Below are 19,133 nucleotides of genomic sequence, written 5' to 3'. Positions count from 1 at the left end.
ATAAGCATTAGCGGATAAAAATTGTTCGAACGAACTGAAAAGGTTAGATTAGAGTTGATCTCTTCGCGGCAATCATTACAATGCCTAGCAACTGAGAGAGACACAGCAAACGGCGCGTTAGCAAAGCGGTTATGCAGCGGATTGCAAATCCGTTTAGTCCGGTTCGACTCCGGAACGCGCCTCCAAGTCTTTATCTAGTTAGTCTGCCCGGATGGTGAAATCGGTAGACACAAGGGATTTAAAATCCCTCGCTCGCAAGGGCGTGCCGGTTCAATTCCGGCTCCGGGCACCAAATTAAACCCCTAAGCATCTGATGTTTAGGGGTTTTCCCGTTTCTAGCTCCAGCGGTACCCCCAATAATACCCCCATTTTTATTCGTCACTCCAAAGCGTACCTCCTCGCATAGCTTCCAAATCTCAACTCATAGTGCCTATAATGCGAAGCTTGATGGATTACATGGCATGCAGTGCAGTAACTGATATTTTATAATTTTAAAGGGAGTTTCATGTTTAAATTTTTAGCTTCGTGTATTTTATGTGCCTTTCTTGTAGGGTGCGCTTCGTACGGCGGCAAGATTGACGCAAACGCTGTGAGCCAAATAGAGAAAGGAAAAACAACAGAAGCACAAGTCTATGCTCTGCTTGGTAACCCTATGTCAGTTGGGATAAGTTCCGAGGGGAAAAAGTTTTTAATGTACATGTATACAGAGTCACAAGTTAAGGCATCAACCTTTATTCCTATCGTTGGAGCGTTTGTTGGTGGTGCTGATACAAACTCTCAAACCTTACAGGTATGGATAGATGAGCAGGGTTTGGTTTCAAGCTATGCGTATAACAATTCACAGACAGAATTAAAGACTGGTATTTTATAGCTAGCAGCACGATTTAGATATTTGACCAAGCCCTTTATAGAAAGGGCTTTTTTGTATTTGCGTTTCTTGGTAGGTACTTTGGTTTAGGTGTTTATTGAGGCTAGTAAAATCATAGGGTGGCGTGAATCCCCCTTTTTCCCCTAGAAAACCTTGGCTACCTGAGTTTCTGAACCAGTATCGACACGCTTTGCGGCCATACTCCATTTTGATCCCGATAAAATCATAGTTTTGGCGCTACGCTGCGCAAATTCTCTATAAAGTAATCTAAGCGTCCGGCACTTGGCTCCACGTCATCCATCCGCTCGGCCTCGTCTGGTCTAATACCTGCCAGCCTTAAACAGTCCTCATAAGCAAAGCCATGCTCTGTACTAAGCGTTTGCAGTGCAGCCAGTGCTGCCGCTTGGTTAGCCTGAGCTTTGGGTATAGCTGCAATAACTGAGGCCATCAGCTCGCGCTCATGCTTTGCCATTTCTTCGTTTTCTCTTTCTACATCAGCGACCAAAGCAGCACCACGAATGGCATGCTTAAAACTGTACTCGTTAGCTTTGGCCTGCCAGTACTCCAAGCCCAGCACTGTGCTGATTTTAAAAGCGTAGTCTCCCCAATCTAAAAAACTAGCATCAAGCTGGCGGTAGGTTTTACGCTCCACAGTGCTGGCGATCACGTCGAGTTCTTCGGCATCCATAATGCCAAGCGCCACCGCTGCTTTTTCTTTTGCTGTCAGGTGGTCATATAGGGCAATGCTCCGCTTTGTTAATCTGCTCATTGTCGTTTCTCGCTCATGTGCTTTTCTAATGTGTCTAGGCGCTTTTGCAGCTCGTCCACTTCGGTGATTTTAGATAGGTCAGCAATAGCGGCTAGTAACTGGCGGCCAGTAGACGGATCTAGTTCACCCTGAGCAATAGCCTTAAGAATGCTTTGCGCTTGCTCGGTGAGGGTGTCGCCTGATAGTTCAAAGGTGACGGGTTCAGCTACTGGCTTAACTGGTGAGACAATACGCTCAAGCGCCATCTTTAGGGCTGCTGGGTCTCCTGCCTTGGCATTCTCTAATAAGACTTTAATTAACTCGTCGCCGCTTTCCTCAATGGCAAGCCTAAGCCGCGTTGAACGGTTCAATGTGCCGGGTGTGCGGCCTGCTGGGTTGCCGCTCGTACCAACTGAGAATGTGCCGTCTTTATTTCTGCTCATAGCCTAACCTCTACCTGCTAAAATCCTGTATTTATCTGGCGTTAAATATTTGCGCCATTGCTTTGGTTGCTCTGTCTTCTGCTCCATCGTTCCACTCTTTAGCCGCTGCTCTGTCTTGGGCGTAAGTCTCTGCATTCCAATAGTGATCAAGTGGCCTTTCTATATAGCCAAGCCCTGTTAATACCTCCGCCTGTTTAACCATTTGCAATGGCTAGCTTTCACGCTCAAGGGCTTTAATGTACGCCTGACACTATCGACGCTATAAACTTTTTCATGGCTCAAGTTCAACATGTGAACAGTGTCTGTGGACGTGTAAGGCGGCTGCGGCGCACTCTGTAAAATGGTTAATAATTCATCACGCTAAACGTGGACTTTATCTATTCAACATTAATCATTTCCACATTTAGTCTTCCTGACTGTTTATCGTAAACAGAATTAACCATCCAAACACTACGAATCATTACACCGTAGTTGTTATGTGAATCCACATCGCCAATGGTTCGCTGCTCGCATCCGTCTCCGAATGAAAAAATAGTCGTATCTTCAAAGCCGGAGAAAATGGCTGATCGGGGTGATATTAATTTTCGCTCAACCTTACTGATTGCGAACTGATAATGCTCAAGTTTTGACGGACACTTGTTTGCGAACGATTGAACGCTAAAACTTAAAGTAACGACAGCCACACACGCTAATAACTTATTCACATCAGACCCCTTTATTTTTAAATATAATTTAGTTGTACTGATATTGACATTTATTGACTACTACCGCCATTAGCTTACCAATCAAACATGTTAGTCAATGCTTCTTCTTGTCGTGCTGACGCCCCATCGCTTGGCCCGAGCAAGTTAATGATAACGGCTGTCACCTAGCCCAAAGGTGTATTTGAGGAGGATGATCAGAATTGGTCAATTATTAGCCGTACTGTGGTGGTTTCCTTATCCGCCAATGGTTTGGCTTGCTCTGGCGCGTTAAAACCCGCACGGTTGCTGGGTTTGTCATGTAGCACGCCAATTGCTTTGGCGCGTTCAAACTCACTGATAGCAAGGGTTACAGCCTTATAAGCCAATATAAAGAATATTTTATCTCTCTCTCTTTATAGTTTGATTGTTTTATATACAGTTCTTGTAAGTCACCAATAGCACGGCTAAGAATTAGCGTTTATTTTTATCTCTCTAAGTGATTTTTGGCGCGTAAGGCTAAGAGCCGCGGCCTGTCTGGGTTTGAGCACGCCAATGACGTTGGCGCGTGAAACAGCAAACCCAGTGGTAGCAAGGATCTAAAGCCGCCAGAGCACGCCAACGGTTTGGCGGATAAGAAAAAGATCTCACTGGGGGCTTCGGGTTTAGCTGGGGTTTGTTGTTCGATACCTAACCGAGCGGGGCGACTGTACGGTTTCAAGTGCTCCTGCACTTATCAGGTGGTCTATTAACTCCTGAACTCTATCCCGTGACATGTCAACCTCTTGCATAGCCGTCCATTTCTCATTTCTGGTGATAAATTTTGTTATCTCGTACTTGGTGCGGCCTTTGCTTGCTTTGCAGTCTTTTAATAGTGTTCCTTGTGCTGCCTTGAGTACTGTTTGATCACTAGCGCCATTTGCTGCGGCTGCTACTTGAATAATGACATGCTCAAGGTCGCATATTGAGTTTAAAACATAGGCGTTTGCATACTCTACATCTTCCACGCTTATATATTTATTACCTAGCGCCAGCACGGTTGCCACCTTTACGGTCTGCTCGTAGGCTCTGCGCCAAACTGCGCCCATTGTATTGTGTAGGCGCTGCTCGTCGGCTTCGTAAAAGTCGGCATACTTACCTAACAACTCTGAGGCCTCGGCGGTAATTTCTAACGGCTCGCTTCTTAGGTTCTGGATAGCGGCCAGTTTCTCTATAACCTCTATTTCCTGAAACGTGATTGCACCTTTGTCTAACTCGCGTTTAACCTTGGGAATATAGTTACCTGTGCGAGTGATCAGCATTCGGCCAAGCATACCGGACGCGATATTATCAGGGTCGGCGGTGATGGCTTCCATGTTCTTAGGGGTACTAAAACCCATAAAGCCAAAGTAAGGAAACGGCCACCCGTTAGTGATGTACTCAATGTGGCTGCGTGTCTTCGCTATGATGTTTATTCGCTTTTGTTTTTCGTCGGACGCTGCTTTTATTTTAGCGGGGTCGCCTGTTGCCTCTGCTGCCTCTAAGTTGTTTACAGCTTTGGCGACCTCTTTATCATCTTCGTCTAGCTTCTTTGTTAGCCGTGCTAGGTTGTCGCGCTTCTCCATACCTCGGAATAGGTAAAGCTCATTCGTCGACATTTTTAGAATCTCGGCTTCTATTTTCTGTTCATAGCTGGCGGCGTTTTTACTCGCTATTGATTGAAAGATAGAATGCACCTCGTCGGATGAATAAACGGTTACGCCGTCCCCGTCGATCATGTTAGTGATCATCTCTTTAAATGAGCCGATACCTCCCATAATGTGCTTACTCACGCCAAGCTGTTTGGCAATGCTACTTAGTGTGCCTTGTGGGTTGTCTTTGCCGACTGCCGACTCTGCAATAGTTAGGCTAAGAATAGAGAATCTATCTGTTAATACTGATTTGCGTTTGTGTCCGACTAAGCTCATAAGCTGCATTGCTGCGGCTGGGTAGAGTTCTGGAATATCACGCCGCGCCTTTAGGCTCATTAGGTCGCATATATCGCCCACAATTCCATGCGGTTTAGTTATATCGACATGGCTAGGCGCTTGAGTGTTAAGGGTTGCGGCTTGGCGCTCTAGCAACTCTAACGCCTCTTGGCTGGCCTTGTTTGCCATGTAATCAACTTGCTGTTGCTTGTTGTTTGGGTTTAGCTCATTAGAAAGCGCCGCCGCTGCCGCTTTCTCGTCGTTGCCATACTCGAAAAAACATATCAGATCGAATGAGTCTCCAAAGGCTTTGCCGTCTTTGCCTATATTACCCATGCCTGCATCTACGTCAGAGCTGTGGGAGCTAAACCACTTACCATCTCTAAAAGTGATCCCCGCTGTACCACTGCTGCTGTGCGGTGACAATACGCGGCTGCCCGTAGCTTTGCCGCCATTGTTAAGCAGTATGTCGCGGGAGTCGTAAGCCTGCGCCGCTGCTGTTCTTGGCTGGAATGTGCCCAATGCCATTAGCTCGGCCATGCGTTGCTTACTGGCTGCTGTGCGCTCTTTGGTGGCGGCCTGTTCAGCCTTATACTTAGCTCTTAAAGCGTCGACTTCAACCGCCCACGCGCTGGGGTTTAACGGCTCGCACCCGTCTAGCTCGTCTAGCTTTTCGGTTGTGTAAAACTCGCCCTTGTTCGGTAGATAGCAAACCTGTGTGCATGTCTCATTAACTCGGTCGGGCTTTATGCCTTGGGCTTCAATGTGATTGTTTAGCACCTCTTGCAGTAGCTCGAATGTGTGGCCGTCTACTGGTTTAGATAGCGGAAATATCAACCGCGCCTTTTGGTTTGCTTCTTTTGCTGACTTGCTCGAATAAAGCCACGTTTCGACACTGCCAGCCCCACCACAAGCACGGCTAAGAATGTCGACCGTTGGCACTCCTTCGGCTTCGTCAATATCAGACCATAGCGCAAAGAATAAACCGTGCTTTCGTTGGTGTTCAGCGTTGCGCCCATGCTCGCCGTTATAGTTTGAGAATATGACCCACTGTGCTGAGTCCTTAGCCGCGCTTGGTGGTGCTTCCATCATTTCGGCAATGCCTGCCAACGTCATGGCTTCGTATGGCGTGTGCTTCTTCGCGTCTGGGTTGTTGGTGTGGTATTTACCAAAGCCTGAGCAAAGCGCCGTGCTTAACATGTCGATCGGTGCCGCTAGGCTTTCGCCGTCTGACGTTTGCCAAAATGGTGAGGCTTCAACCGCTGCACCTGTTGTGCCTGCTTCATAATTAAAGGCGCTCATTTAGCACCACCTGAGCGCTTAGCTGCTCGCTTTGCTTCTCTGCGCTCAATAGCGGCAATAATGCGGCGCTTCTTGCCAGTGCTTATGGCCATAGCTTTATGGTTGGTGCCGTAAACTTTGGCTTGCTTGGCGTACTGCTCTAGCTCTTGGAGGGTGACTTCTTTTATTTCGCTGTGGTTGCTCATTATTTTGCACTCCCTGAGAAGAACCCTTCTTCTTCAAGGCCTGCACGAATGCCAGCAATTACGGGGCAACTGGCAAACTTATCACGGGCTGCTTTTATTGTTGCACTATCAGCGCCAAGCTCTTTTAAGAACCACTCCATGGGGTAGTAATTATGCTTACCGTCATTGTGTAATGTCAGGCCGTCATAGGCTGCACATATAAAAATTGACTGAGCGCCGCCGCTTGTATCGGGTAGGTATAAAACGCCGTGACGGTCTAGCCCCATAACTAAGGTGCCGTTGGTGTGTGCTGCTTTTAGCTCGAAAAGGGATAGGCTCATGAGCGTACCTCGCTAGTGTTAGCGGTGCGCTGCAAACATTTGCTATACTGAGACGGCAAAGCACTCAATAAAACATTAAGGCGGTCAGCTCTCACTGGGTTGGCCGTTTTTTTATGTGTCATTTGGTTTACGCCTCCACGTTGTTAGTAGTGGGGCGGCCTGCTGTAATAGTCTGATTGATCCAGTCGTTAATCTCATGCTCTAGCCATGCCACGGCCTTAGCGCCTAGCTTCACTTGAGTGGGAAAGGTGCCAGCTTCAATACGGCGGTAGATCTCGCTAGTAGATAAGCTGGTACGCTCTTTAACGGCGGGTAATTTGATAAAGGTGGTGCTGGTTGGGTTAGCCATAACTTATGCCTCGCGGTTGGCGTTGGGTCGTTGTGACTATCAAACCTTGCGGACTATGTGTGGGGGGAAGGGTGGGACTAGAACTCTTTATCCCATACCCAGTGACTATTTATTAGCCTCTTTAATTCGTTTTAGTGCCAATAGCTCTTTCCATGCGCTATTAAAAGCGGTTCTCGCTTCAAAAGGATATTTATTATCTAGAGTCTTTCTTACTTCTGATTTAATCCAGCTATTACCTTTATCCTTTTTGGGTAGCTTTTGGGGGTTGTGCCCTAGCTTCTCTAACTCCTCAAGTATTAGCCTTTGCTGTTGTATCCCTTTCTTCTCAGTTGGCTGTTTATGACCATCTAAAAAACGGTATTTAGCTCCCCACCTTTCAAGCCATACATTTATATCTTCTCGAGTGGAGTATTCTTGATCAAGACCTAGATAATACTCATACGGCATAGGGTAGCCATCAGATAAGGTTATATAGTCTGCTGGTGAGCCGTCTTGAAAGTAGAATTTTAGCCAGCTTTTGGCAAAACCTTCTCTTATTTTTTCCATAAAAAAGTCAACATCCTTGCCTTGCTGCTCTGATAGTATTTGCGCTATATCATCAGGGTTAAACTTATCATCTTCTTGTCTCTTTATTGCGTCGGTAAAGCGTTGTTTGTACCTAGATGCTGGGCGCTCCCATATGTGAAGCCCCCTCAATTCGCATAAGGGGTCACTATCATCAATCTCGGCTAGTTCTGGTGGTATTTCTGTGACTACTCCGAGAGGGGTGTAATCAACGATCTTAATCTTGGCTGCTTCGTCTTGCCACATTTTGCGCTGCTCGCCTGTGATCTCGGAGTTGAACAGGTACTGTAAAATATACTTAGACATATTTTTTAAGCTCCCTTAGCTGTAATTGTTCGGAACGCCACCACGTTAGCGCCAGCCATTAGCGCATCAATAGAGTCTGCCCATTCCTGCATCATCTGCTGGCGCTGCTCTATGTATTCTGCTGCGTTATAAACGGCTCTTATTTTGTCCTCTCCAACGTGTGCAAGCTGGGTTTCTATCCAGTCGCTGTTATAGCTGCGCTCGTTTAGCTCGGTACTGAGTAAGTGCCTAAAGCCGTGCCCGGTCTGTTTGCCAGTGTAGCCAATGCGCTTTAATGCCATGTTCATGGTGTTTTCACTAATTGGCCTAGTGCCGTCTAATGAAAACAATAAGCCGCTGGGGTTTATCTCTTTAAGCTGGCGCAAGATCTCCACCGCTTGGCTAGGTAGCGGCACTGTGTGAGGCCGTCTCATTTTCATACGCTCGGCGGGTATATGCCATGTGGCCGTTTTTAGATCGAACTCTCCCCATATGGCATAGCGCAATTCGCCCGGTCTAACGGCGGTTAAGATCAGCATTCTAAGCGCCAGCTTTACCACTAAATGAGTGCCTGAGTTTTCAATGTCCGCCAATAGCTGGGGTAGGCCATTAAAACCTATGTTTGGGTTGGGGGTACTTACAGCACCTTTTGAATAGGCGCTCGGCTTTAATCGGTGAGCGGGGTTATGGGGTATCTCGCCACGGTCAAACGCATCATCAAAAATAGCATTTAGCCATTCTCGGGTTTTTCTCGCTGCATCTATTGCGCCGCGTTTTTCCATACGCTCGTTTAAGGCTATGAGTTCGACTCGGGTTATCTCGGCGATCGGCCTAATACCTAACGCGGGGTAAAGGTCTTTATTTAGATATAGGCGTACTTTGCGAGCGGTAGCGGCTGCCCATGGCTTGGCTGCTAACTCGGCATTAGCTTTAAACCAGCGTTCAGCGACTTTCTTAAAGGTGAGGGTTTGCGCGTGTGCCTGTTGCTGCTTTTCTTGTTTGTCGGCGCTGGGGTCTGATCCTTTGGCTAGTAGCTCCCTCGCTTCATCTCTTGCAATACGCGCTTGCCTGAGTGTGATTTCTGGATAGCTGCCAATACTTAGGGTTTTCTCTTTGCCATAGATCCGGTATTTGAGCCGCCATAGCTTAGAGCCGCTCGGGCTAACTAATAAATACATACCGTCCCCGGCACCCATTTTATACGGCTTGCTTTCGGGCTTGGCGTGCCTGATTGCCGTCTCGGTTATGGCCTTTGTTTTTGTGCTCATACTTACCCCCTTGGTTGGGGGTATTTAGCTTTGGATACCCCCAATAATACCCCCAATTATTCGGGGTTTGGGGGTATTGTACGGGAACGCTTGAGAATGATAAAGCCCGCTAAGCCTTGTATTTAAAGGGGTTGTGGCTTCTGTTGGTTTCTGATGGGAACTGAATTAGGTGCCGGCTCCGGGCACCATAAGTAATACAAAAAAGCCACTCGCAAGAGTGGCTTTTTTGTGCCTGAAATCCGATAGCTCTAAGTACCAAAACCATTAATACCAATCTGGAAAACTAACTGATTAGATTGATCAGATTTTTATGTCTTTTGTAGATACTCTGTTGGGTGTCATGGTTTCACGTTCGTTTTGTAGGTTGCTCTCTTTTAGGCCGTGCCAGCATTATTGTGCGAATAAATTCGCCCCTACAAAAAACAAGGAGCCATCCTGATCGTAGGGTCGATTTCAATCGACCAAAAACCATAGTACGGCCTAAAGAGATCGAATACTTCTTGCCTAAATAAGGCGACCCTACGCTCGGGCTGAGTTGGTATTTACCCATTTGTTTTGTGATTTTACTTGGATAAATATTAGTAGCCTGCCGCTTCAGCTGGCAGTCCTGTTGAGCAGGATGATTTGTTCTATTTGGCCGCTCTATAAGTATCGAACGAAGACTATCTACTCTTCCAATACGTCACTGTGTTGCCTCTAAAGGTCCATCTGCCGCATTGTCCTCTGCCATGCACTCATCAAGCTGTTGATAGAGCGCTTCTAGTGATTGGTAAACCAGCTGGGCATCTGGGGAGGTGGGCGATATGGGGTTAGTGTTGTGGCTGGCGACATCCACTGCGGCTGCTCGTGTTAGCCCCAATTGGCTAAAACCATAGTGGACACCGTTGATTTGGCCAAAAGTAGACAGTTGAAAAGCGATTTGATAGGTACGTGATAGCAAACCTAGCTGTTGGGTGTTTACTGTGATGCGCCCTGGGGTATTTACCATATCTCGACCAACGTAGATGATGGCATTAGTCTCGTCGTCTGGTAAAGAGATGAGTTTATCAATACAGGGCTTGGCACGAGCGGCACTAAACGCTGTGTCAGAAAAAAAAGTAATGCTGTCTAGCTGAGGGGGGTTAGTTTGACTGATGGCCACGCCGGGCGTGTTTGGCAACAGCGGTATGCGCTTACTTGGTAAAGGCTCGAACAGATAGGGCCCAAGAGAATAGGGCCGCGATGATAGCTGGGTGCAGCCACTCAGTAGCCAAGTCGATAAAAGCAAAGACGACAGGGCAACAATGTATGACGTTGAATACTGTGTCACTCGTGATTGCCTATCTTGAGGAGTGTTTATTAAGCTTAATACAAAAAGTGCAATAGTAGGCTTGAGCTATCATTAATTATTAATTTGCTGCGACAGATTACATCTGAGCTAGCCTCGCGCTATTATTGAGTTATCTGTTTCTATTGGGTTTAGTCTTATTTATGCGTCTTTTGCGAGGATTTACCGTGCCAGCCTTAATTTTGGCCACTTTAGCCAGCCCTGCGGCGATGGCTGCCCAGTATCCGCACAGCAGCGTAGATGAAGTGGTGTCTGCGTATGGTTACTTGGCAGAAATACGCATGAAACCTTACTTTATGCGGGCTAATATCACTTACCCTCCGCAAGAGGTGGTGTTGTTGGCTACTAAAGAGGAAAAGGCACTGGAGTTATGGGCGCGCAACGACGGCGATTTTACTTTTGTTCGCAGCTACCCCATTAGCAAGGCCAGCGGTAAAGCGGGGCCCAAGCTAAGAGAAGGTGATAAACAGGTGCCAGAAGGCATTTATCGCATCACGCATTTAAACCCTAATAGCCAGTTTCATTTATCGATGGGGCTCGATTACCCCAACGCCTATGATTTAATGCGCGCCGCTAAAGAAGGGCGTACCAACTTGGGCGGCGACATTTATATTCACGGCAAGGCACAATCTACCGGCTGTTTAGCGGTTGGAGATATCGCTGTAGAAGAATTATTTGTGTTGGTGAATAAAGTGGGCACGCACCGCGCCTCGGTGGTGATTGCTCCGCACGATCCGCGCCGTGAGCCCCTAGATGGCTTTGCTGACAATTTACCGCGCTGGGCGGTAGAGCTGTATGCTGATATATCCCAAGAGTTTGCTAAATTTCCGAAAGATGATATTTAAACAGACTCAGATTTAAGCGTTTTTAGCCGTGCATATATAGTGGTTCGGCTCATGTTCAACTGACGCGCGGCCGCGCTGACGTTTCCGTTACACTCATCTAACGTTTGTACTATCAGTTGGTCCGCAAGGGATTTTAAATCCCTTGTTCGTGGCGGGGTGAGGGTTAATTGTGGCAACTCGGGCAGGTGCGATAGGTTGATGTGATGACCGTCGGCCAGCACAATGGCTACCTCTAACTGCTGCTTTAGCTGGCGAATATTGCCAGGCCAGTGATAAGTGCGTAGTGCATGAATAACGGCGTCATCTAACGTTATCTCACTAAAGGGCGCGTCTTTAGGGAAACACTCAGCCAGCAGTTGCTTGAGCAGCTTATTAAAGTCTTGCGCTTCATATTCGCGCAACGGCGGCAGCTGCAACGTATAACCGTTGATCCTAAAATACAAATCTTGGCGAAAGGTTCCTTGTTCGACCATGGCGGTCAGATCCCGGTGGCTGGCTGCAATTAATTGAAAGTCTACTGATTGCGGCGCATGGCAACCTAGGGGCGTAACCGTTTTTTCTTGCAGCACTCTTAACAGCCGCGTTTGCGCTGCTAGCGGTAGCTCGCCAATTTCATCGAGAAATAAAATCCCCTGATCTGCGGCGCGAATATAACCGGGCCGGCCTTGCTTAGTACCGCCAGTAAACGCACCGGTTACATACCCAAATAACTCAGCTTCCAGTAACTCGCTAGGCAATGCACCACAGTTAACGGCAATAAGCGGGCCCGTAGCGCGATTTCCTGCCTGATGTAACCGGCGTACTAAGTGATCTTTACCAGTACCGGTTTCGCCTTGAATAAGCAGCGGAATTTGCCGCGCCATTAGTTTGAGTGCCGTAGTCTCGCGTGGGCATAGCGGCTGTGAAGATGCTGACTTTGCGCATGAGGTGCGGTTAGGGTGTGCAGACCGTTGGCGGCTTAGCAGCGCGATGCCTTGTTTTACTTGGGTGAGCTCGCCTTGTTGCAGGCGGCCTAGCATGTCGGGAAGATCCAGCTCAGTCAGCCAATGACGGGCACTGCGATTTGCGCCTAGTAGTTGGCCGTCTTCACACAGGGCGATAATGCCAGACCAAGGTTGTTGCAAGCTACCGGCATCGGGTGCCAAGTTGAGGATCCAGTGTGCATGAGACTGATCCATGACGAGTGCGTTTTCTACGGCCAAGGCCATTAGCCTTGCGGTTAACAGCATGTCTTGGCTGTGTTCTCCCATGTCGCTGGAAATATCAATCACCCCCAATAGTTCGCCACTCGGTGATAATACTGGGCTGGCGCTACAGCTAATACCGTGGTTAGCGGCTAAAAAGTGCTGTTGCCCCAAGATGGTCACTTCTTGTTGTTCGGTAAGTGCGGTGCCAATGGCGTTGGTGCCCATGCTTTGCTCGTGCCAACTGGCGCCACTGGCGAGGGCTATTTTTTGGGCTTTATTGCCAAAGTAGGGGTCGCCTGTGCTAAATAAAATGGTGCCTTTAGCGTCGGCAAATAACAGTCGGCAGCGGCGGCCTTGTTGTAGTTGCTCAAACAAAGGCAAGCTGTTGTTGAGATAGCGTAGCAACGCATCATGTTGCTGCTTTGCATGACGGAGATCTTCTTTGGCCAAGCAAAAAGGGTCGATGCGACTGTGTAGGCTCAGGCCGTAATCACGGCTGCGTTGCCATGATCGCGCTAACAACTGTTGCTCTTGTGGCAGCTGAGAGAAGGTTGCCTTGCTCGTTGCATTTATCGTCATGCTGGTACCCTGTTAAGAAACTGAACATCTGCACTGAACATAGTGCACATAAACTGAACACCTGTTGCCCATAGAAAATTGCCCGCCAACTGATCGCACTATTAGATTAGCGTGCCTAAGCCACTAATGTAACGAGCTTGTAACCTTATTTTCTTGATTTGCAGCAACTGGCATCAAGTTTGCAACTCTTTATGAGTCAAAGTCCGGCTGCAGAGTGATGTCGTCTGGCCGAACTTTTTGTGAGTGAGCTATCTGCAAGGAGCGTCAATATGATTTATCAGCAACCAGGACAAGCCGGTGCCCTCGTTAAGTTTAAGACACGTTATCAGAATTTTATTGGTGGCGAGTGGCGCGAGCCGGTTAATGGTCTTTATATGGAAAATAGCTCGCCGGTCAACGGGGCGGTGTTTTGTGAAGTACCTCGCTCCGATGCCGATGATGTGGACCTAGCCGTAAAAGCCGCGCAAACCGCGTTTAAAGCATGGAGTAAAACATCTGTCGCCGAACGGGCCAATGTAATGCTGCGCATTGCCGATCGCATCGAACAAAATATTGAAATGTTAGCCGTAGCCGAAACCTGGGATAACGGTAAAGCCGTGCGCGAAACCTTGGCCGCAGACATTCCGCTGGTCGTAGATCATTTTCGCTATTTTGCCGGGGCGATTCGTGCACAGGAAGGTTCTGCTGCCGAAATTAATGACACCACCGCCGCGTATCACTTTCAAGAGCCGGTAGGCGTGGTAGGACAGATTATCCCTTGGAACTTTCCGCTGTTAATGGCGGCTTGGAAGCTGGCGCCGGTATTGGCTTCGGGCTGCTGTACCGTGCTTAAACCTGCCGAGCAAACGCCGGCCTCTATCTTGGTGTTAATGGAGCTTATTGGCGACCTGTTACCACCGGGTGTGATCAACGTGGTCAATGGGTTAGGTAAAGAGGCGGGCGAGGCGATATTGCGCCATCCCGGTATCGACAAGCTGGCCTTCACCGGTTCAACGCCGGTGGGACTGCATGTGCTAAAAGCCGCCGCCGAGCGCTTAATTCCTTCCACCGTTGAGTTGGGGGGCAAGTCGCCCAATATCTTCTTTGCCGATGTGCTGAATCATGAGCCTGAATTTGTTGATAAGTGCATAGAAGGCATGCTGTTAACCTTCTTTAATCAGGGAGAAGTGTGTACCTGCCCGTCCCGTGCTCTGGTAGAAGAAAGTATTTACGATGAGTTTATGGAGCGAGTGCTAGTACGTGCGCGCCAAATTAAGCAAGGCAATCCTCTAGACACCGAAACCCAAGTAGGCGCGCAGGCGTCACGGGAGCAGTTCGATAGAATATTACGTTACATGGAAATTGGTAACAGTGAAGGTGCCAAGGTATTACTGGGTGGCCAGGCGCAGACCGTCACTGGGCTTGAAAACGGCTTTTATATTCAGCCGACTATTTTTCAGGGCCACAATAAAATGCGGGTCTTTCAAGAAGAAATCTTTGGCCCAGCACTGGCTGTTACCACCTTTAAAGATGAAGCCGAGGCGCTGGCCATTTCCAATGACACCGAGTTTGGTTTAGGGGCCGGTCTGTGGACGCGGGACACTAACCGTGCCTATCGCATGGCGCGGGGAATTCAAGCTGGGCGTATTTGGATGAACTGTTATCACGCTTATCCGGCCCATGCTGCTTTTGGCGGATATAAAAAGTCGGGCATCGGGCGAGAGACCCATAAGATGATGTTGGATCACTATCAACAGACCAAATGTATGTTGATCAGTTACGACAGTAACCCGCTCGGTTTTTTCTAATTTAGAACATCATGATCTGGGATAACAAGCGTTGTCCCAATAACGGATACACTGAGTCAGGTTCAATTAAACGTGAACGAGCCTTACGCTCAAATGCACAGGGTCGCGCTGGCAGCCACATGCTAACTGCCAGCGCGTAATCGTTAGTTTCTGGATTGATAAGGAAGATAATAATATGAGCACAGCCACATTTTATATGCCTGCGGTTAACGTAATTGGTGCCGGCGCCGTAGAGCAGGCGGTAAGTGAACTCAGCCAGCTTGGCTTTAAGCATGCGCTAATTGTCACCGATAAGCCGTTGGTCGAGCTAGGCTATGCTGGCGACTTACAACAGGCGTTGGCCAAGCAAGATATTCAGGCGCACATTTTTTCTGATGTGCAGGCTAACCCCACCACGGGTAACGTAGAAGCCGGCTTGGCACTGCTGCGCCAACATGACTGTGATTTTGTTATCTCGTTAGGTGGTGGCTCGCCTCATGACTGTGCCAAAGGCATTGCGCTAGTCGCCAGCAACGGTGGTGATATTCGTGATTACGAAGGCGTGGATCGCTCGGCTAAGCCGCAGTTGCCGTTAGTGGCGATTAATACCACGGCGGGTACCGCTTCAGAAGTAACACGTTTCTGTATTATTACCGATGAAAAAACCCACATTAAGATGGCCATCGTTGATAAGAACGTCACCCCGATTATGTCGGTTAACGATCCGGTATTAATGAAGAATATGCCTAAGTCGCTAACTGCGGCCACCGGTATGGATGCACTGACTCATGCGGTGGAAGCCTATGTGTCTACTGCGGCCAACCCCATTACCGATGCCTGTGCACTTAAGGCCGTAACCTTGATTAGCCAGTATCTGACCCGCGCTGTGAGTGATGGCACTGACATGGAAGCCCGTGAGCAAATGGCTTACGCTCAGCTACTCGCAGGCATGGCATTTAATAATGCTTCTTTGGGCTATGTGCATGCCATGGCGCATCAGTTGGGTGGCTTTTACGACCTGCCACACGGAGTATGTAATGCCATTTTGTTACCCCATGTGCAGCGCTTTAACAGTAGTGTGGCCAGTGCTCGCCAAACGGACATTGCCGCCGCCATGGGGCTAGAGGTAAAAGGCCTAAGTAAAGAAGAGGGCGCCAAGCTGTGTATTAACGCCATCGTTAAGCTGGCCGAGCAGGTCGGTATTCCAGTGGGCTTAGCTGGGTTAGGCGTTAAAGAAGCTGACTTTGATACGCTGGCCACTAACGCCATGAAGGATGCCTGCGGCATAACTAACCCGATTCAGCCGAGCCATTCTGACGTAGTCGCTATGTTTAAAGCCGCGTTTTAAGGTGGATAATAAGCACCCTTAAATCCGCACTTAACCTTGCCTAATCAACAAGGCCTAATCAACAAGGCCTAACCAACAAGGCCTAACCAACAAGGCCACACTATATAGCCACCTTTTGGCCATTACGCCCAGTCGCTTAAATAAGCGACTGGGCGTTTATTTATCTTGCGGCCCCTTCCTTGACGTAGTTTGGCGGTGCATCACAAGCAATAGCCACTTCCATGTATCATTTTGCCACGCATCTTGCTTATAATGCGAAGCTTCAATTGAGCCGTATTTAGATTGGCGGAATAGTCTCATACCAAGTTAACGAGGGAATAGTCGCCTGCAAGGCTCGGCGGTAGCCTGCCTACTCGCTAAAAACAATCGTCGACAGGACTTCGCACACCGAACCCTCCCTTGCGTACCACATGGGTATAAATTTCTGTGGGGCGCACATCGGCATTTTTGTCGTGTACCCATATCTTCGCTGAAGAGTCGGGCGGACTACAAAAAGTCACAAGTCTATAAAATGTCAGAGTATGAAGAGGCAGCAGGCTTGCCTACGCCAACTCGCTCGGTTTGATGACACTCATCGTTTCTGCCTACTGCGAACATTCACTGGACGTTCGGACAGGCAGAAACAATTCGTCACGGCGAGGCAAGCTCGCCCCCTGCGGCGCTCGGCAAATGCCGTCCCTGGCATGTGACGGTTGGCTACGACAATGCCTACTGTCTCTTCTTAACGTTTTGGAGGCGCTTGATAGAACCAGCACGCTGCTCAGATGCATATAGGAAGGCAGAGGACGCCAACAAAAACTTGTGACGAAAGGGCAGGCTTATGGCTCCCCGAAGGGATTAGTATTTGTTGCTTGCTGCGACAATTGTCGTAAAACGCCGTGGTTTTTGGTTTGAAAGCTTATAAAGCACTGAAAAATATGGAATAGTTGATGCGAGTGAAAGGTGGATAGGCGAACAGACATTTTGCGTGAAAAACGACATTTGACGCTTATTCCTCGGGTGCCATTTTTATCGTGCTTTAAGTTTCTGATAATAAAGAGAATTTTAAATGAGATGTTTGTGCTTCGCAAAAATAAGCGCGTTTTGCATAGATGTCATTTGTCGTTGAATTAGCGTTAGGCTTCAAATCAAGGATGTAGCATCTATGGCTAAAAAGTTAAAAGATCATGTAGTTGAGGGAAATAACATTCAACTTCGTAAAAATATAGATAAAATAATCAAAAAGTCTAAATTTATAAGTCGATGGATTACTAAAAATATCGAGAGATCAGAAAAAAGTGTTTTATTGAGTAATATTCTAAATGCTATGACAGAGTATTTAGAGGTATCTAAATTATCTATAGAACAACACATTTCAATTCTAGCGTTATCAACTCGCAGTATCTATGAACTTAATGTGCGCTTAAGAACTCTAATCAATGACGAAGAACAAAAAAAATGGGCATCTGAGTCGGTAACTGACAAAGTTCAAACCTTGGAGGGAATTCTGTCATTAGGTACGGAAGGTGAAAATTGTCAACAACGTTTAATATTAGAAAATGAAATTAAGCGGCTTCAACAGCTTACAATAAAGTATAACCTCCCAATAATAAAACAACCTGCTGCTACAGGAATTTTAGCAAAAACAGTTGACCTAGAATCAGAGCATAAAGGATTATTTAAGCTTTTTTCTAAATTGGTTCATCCTAGTTCATATTTAGTTAATGACTATGGGAATGCTGCATCATCAGAAAATCGAAAAATACTTCAAATCCATGCACAATTATATGCTCATGATATTGTTACTAGGTTATGTGAAGATTTAGATATACCGTTTGAAGTTAGTAAGCCCTATGGCACTGAAGAAGCCTAACAAGAAAATCAACAAGGACACGTAACAGTTGGCTACGTTTCGCTTCGCTACACAATTTTAGCCAACCATTACTTTGCCTGTTATTTGGGCGTTAGGCTATTTTATTAATTTTAGATATAAAGTAATTTGGAGAAGTTGTGAAAAAGATTTATTTTCCATCAAGGTTTGATAGAGATACATTATCTCCATTTTTTGACGAGCTTGATAGAAACTTAAAAGTAAATAAAATATGCATAGACTGCACAACTTTAAAATACTCATGTCCAACTGCTATGTTGATAGCTGGTTCTAAAATTAGAGAGTGGATAGCCTATCGTAGAGAAAATAAGCTGACTACTCATAAGTTGGGGCACGATACTATTTCTAATGTTCATTCATATCTAAGACACTTAGGTTTTTTCGATTTTATTGGTATGGGTATAGGAAATAAAGTTGGTCAAGCTCAAGGCTCATCGACTTATTTACCTATAACTAAAATATCCAAACCTAATTTTGATGAGTCTACTCAAAACATCAGTGAGTGGTATGAAGATATCATGTCTGCGGTACGTGGTTTAGCCAGAGTTGTTTCTGGTACATTCGAAGATACCGAAGAAAATAGATTGTATAATTATGCTTTTAGGGAGATTGTTAGAAATGTTTTTGAACATTCCGAAACCGATGACTGTTATGTTTGTGGTCAGCGTTGGGAAAATGGACATGTTGAAATAGCTGTAATCGACGAGGGTATAGGAATAGCCAATTCACTTAGTAACTCATTTGAAATTACTAACGATGAAGATGCTTTGTTAAAAGCTATTAAGCCGGGGGTTTCTCGCACGACAAAACTAGATGGCTCCTTAAATATTTATGATAACTCAGGCTTTGGTTTATATATATTAAGTGAGATTTCAACATCATTCGGTTGGTTTGTTTTAGGTAGTGGTAAGTCACGTATCATTGGTTACAAAAGAAATATAGATGCAGACGGGCTTAATTTTAAAGGTACATACTTTGGTATGAGATTAAATAGTGCTCCACGTCAGTTTAGCTCGCTACTCGATGATATTATTTCAGTAGGAGAGGAAGAGTCAGAAGCAAGTGGTATAACTAAAAAGGCTTCAGGCATGTCTAAATTAGCACTATAAATATTAGCGTATGGTTATGTGTAAGTGTTTTAATATACACTCCAACAGCGCTGGCATTAATTTTTATCTTATATGTTTTGTAACTATTCAGCTTAGAAATCGAAGTTGAGAAAATTATCCCTTTTCTCAACTATTTCTCAGGAT

General features: G+C 46.7%; 17 protein-coding genes and 2 tRNA genes. 8 read left to right on the top strand and 11 right to left on the bottom strand.

The features are described from left to right. The first annotated feature begins 111 nt into the window (after positions 1–111). From ACFQ1C_RS13110 to bamE, 3 genes are all read left to right on the top strand, one after another. A tRNA-Cys gene (locus ACFQ1C_RS13110) sits at positions 112–185 on the top strand. A 20-nt stretch (positions 186–205) separates the two neighbouring features. Then, positions 206–292 (top strand) — tRNA-Leu (locus ACFQ1C_RS13105). A 213-nt stretch (positions 293–505) separates the two neighbouring features. After that, positions 506–871 (top strand): outer membrane protein assembly factor BamE domain-containing protein, encoded by a 366-nt coding sequence (gene bamE / locus ACFQ1C_RS13100; protein ID WP_379559069.1) that lies wholly within the window; start codon positions 506–508, stop codon positions 869–871. A 220-nt stretch (positions 872–1,091) separates the two neighbouring features. On the opposite strand, the gene ACFQ1C_RS13095 is transcribed toward bamE, so the two are convergent. From ACFQ1C_RS13095 to ACFQ1C_RS13050, 10 genes are all read right to left on the bottom strand, one after another. Continuing rightward, positions 1,092–1,637 carry a hypothetical protein gene (locus ACFQ1C_RS13095; protein ID WP_379559068.1) on the bottom strand — a complete coding sequence of 182 codons (546 nt, stop codon included), beginning with the start codon at positions 1,635–1,637 and terminating at the stop codon, positions 1,092–1,094. Beyond that, positions 1,634–2,059 carry a DUF5681 domain-containing protein gene (locus ACFQ1C_RS13090; RefSeq protein ID WP_379559067.1) on the bottom strand — a complete coding sequence of 142 codons (426 nt, stop codon included), beginning with the start codon at positions 2,057–2,059 and terminating at the stop codon, positions 1,634–1,636. Before ACFQ1C_RS13090 ends, ACFQ1C_RS13095 begins: the two co-directional genes overlap by 4 nt. 377 nt (positions 2,060–2,436) lie before the next feature. After that, the gene (locus ACFQ1C_RS13085; protein WP_379559066.1) at positions 2,437–2,763 is read right to left on the bottom strand and encodes a hypothetical protein; all 327 of its coding nucleotides are present in this window, start codon (positions 2,761–2,763) and stop codon (positions 2,437–2,439) included. A gap of 641 nt (positions 2,764–3,404) precedes the next feature. Beyond that, positions 3,405–5,987, bottom strand: a complete 2,583-nt coding sequence (locus ACFQ1C_RS13080; RefSeq protein ID WP_379559065.1) for a hypothetical protein — start codon at positions 5,985–5,987, stop codon at positions 3,405–3,407. After that, positions 5,984–6,172 carry a hypothetical protein gene (locus ACFQ1C_RS13075; protein WP_379559064.1) on the bottom strand — a complete coding sequence of 63 codons (189 nt, stop codon included), beginning with the start codon at positions 6,170–6,172 and terminating at the stop codon, positions 5,984–5,986. Before ACFQ1C_RS13075 ends, ACFQ1C_RS13080 begins: the two co-directional genes overlap by 4 nt. Continuing rightward, positions 6,172–6,492, bottom strand: a complete 321-nt coding sequence (locus ACFQ1C_RS13070; protein ID WP_379559062.1) for a hypothetical protein — start codon at positions 6,490–6,492, stop codon at positions 6,172–6,174. Before ACFQ1C_RS13070 ends, ACFQ1C_RS13075 begins: the two co-directional genes overlap by 1 nt. A gap of 127 nt (positions 6,493–6,619) precedes the next feature. Next, positions 6,620–6,841, bottom strand: coding sequence for a helix-turn-helix transcriptional regulator (locus ACFQ1C_RS13065; protein WP_379559061.1), 222 nt, complete (start codon positions 6,839–6,841; stop codon positions 6,620–6,622). 105 nt (positions 6,842–6,946) lie between these two features. Continuing rightward, the gene (locus ACFQ1C_RS13060) at positions 6,947–7,711 is read right to left on the bottom strand and encodes a hypothetical protein (protein ID WP_379559060.1); all 765 of its coding nucleotides are present in this window, start codon (positions 7,709–7,711) and stop codon (positions 6,947–6,949) included. Between the two features lie 5 nt (positions 7,712–7,716). Further along, positions 7,717–8,958, bottom strand: coding sequence for a tyrosine-type recombinase/integrase (locus ACFQ1C_RS13055; RefSeq protein ID WP_379559059.1), 1,242 nt, complete (start codon positions 8,956–8,958; stop codon positions 7,717–7,719). Between the two features lie 682 nt (positions 8,959–9,640). After that, positions 9,641–10,267 (bottom strand): hypothetical protein, encoded by a 627-nt coding sequence (locus tag ACFQ1C_RS13050; protein WP_379559058.1) that lies wholly within the window; start codon positions 10,265–10,267, stop codon positions 9,641–9,643. 185 nt (positions 10,268–10,452) lie between these two features. On the opposite strand from ACFQ1C_RS13050, the gene ACFQ1C_RS13045 reads away from it, so the two are divergent. After that, on the top strand, positions 10,453–11,130 hold the full coding sequence (locus tag ACFQ1C_RS13045; RefSeq protein WP_379559057.1) for a L,D-transpeptidase family protein: 678 nt from the start codon (positions 10,453–10,455) through the stop codon (positions 11,128–11,130). On the opposite strand, the gene ACFQ1C_RS13040 is transcribed toward ACFQ1C_RS13045, so the two are convergent. Beyond that, positions 11,127–12,896, bottom strand: a complete 1,770-nt coding sequence (locus tag ACFQ1C_RS13040; RefSeq protein ID WP_379559056.1) for a sigma-54-dependent Fis family transcriptional regulator — start codon at positions 12,894–12,896, stop codon at positions 11,127–11,129. The genes ACFQ1C_RS13045 and ACFQ1C_RS13040 overlap by 4 nt on opposite strands. A gap of 269 nt (positions 12,897–13,165) precedes the next feature. On the opposite strand from ACFQ1C_RS13040, the gene exaC reads away from it, so the two are divergent. From exaC to ACFQ1C_RS13020, 4 genes are all read left to right on the top strand, one after another. Then, positions 13,166–14,683, top strand: a complete 1,518-nt coding sequence (gene exaC / locus ACFQ1C_RS13035) for an acetaldehyde dehydrogenase ExaC (protein WP_379559055.1) — start codon at positions 13,166–13,168, stop codon at positions 14,681–14,683. Positions 14,684–14,858: 175 nt separating this feature from the next. Next, on the top strand, positions 14,859–16,010 hold the full coding sequence (gene yiaY / locus ACFQ1C_RS13030; RefSeq protein WP_379559054.1) for an L-threonine dehydrogenase: 1,152 nt from the start codon (positions 14,859–14,861) through the stop codon (positions 16,008–16,010). 1,144 nt (positions 16,011–17,154) lie between these two features. Then, positions 17,155–17,862, top strand: a complete 708-nt coding sequence (locus ACFQ1C_RS13025; RefSeq protein ID WP_379559053.1) for a hypothetical protein — start codon at positions 17,155–17,157, stop codon at positions 17,860–17,862. Positions 17,863–17,999: 137 nt separating this feature from the next. Continuing rightward, positions 18,000–18,989 (top strand): ATP-binding protein, encoded by a 990-nt coding sequence (locus ACFQ1C_RS13020; RefSeq protein WP_379559052.1) that lies wholly within the window; start codon positions 18,000–18,002, stop codon positions 18,987–18,989. Positions 18,990–19,133 lie beyond the last annotated feature (144 nt).

This window comes from Oceanisphaera ostreae, from assembly GCF_042676125.1.
Taxonomy (GTDB): domain Bacteria; phylum Pseudomonadota; class Gammaproteobacteria; order Enterobacterales; family Aeromonadaceae; genus Oceanimonas; species Oceanimonas ostreae.
Note: the sequence above shows the minus strand (reverse complement) of the source record. Positions and strands in the feature narration are given on the sequence as shown.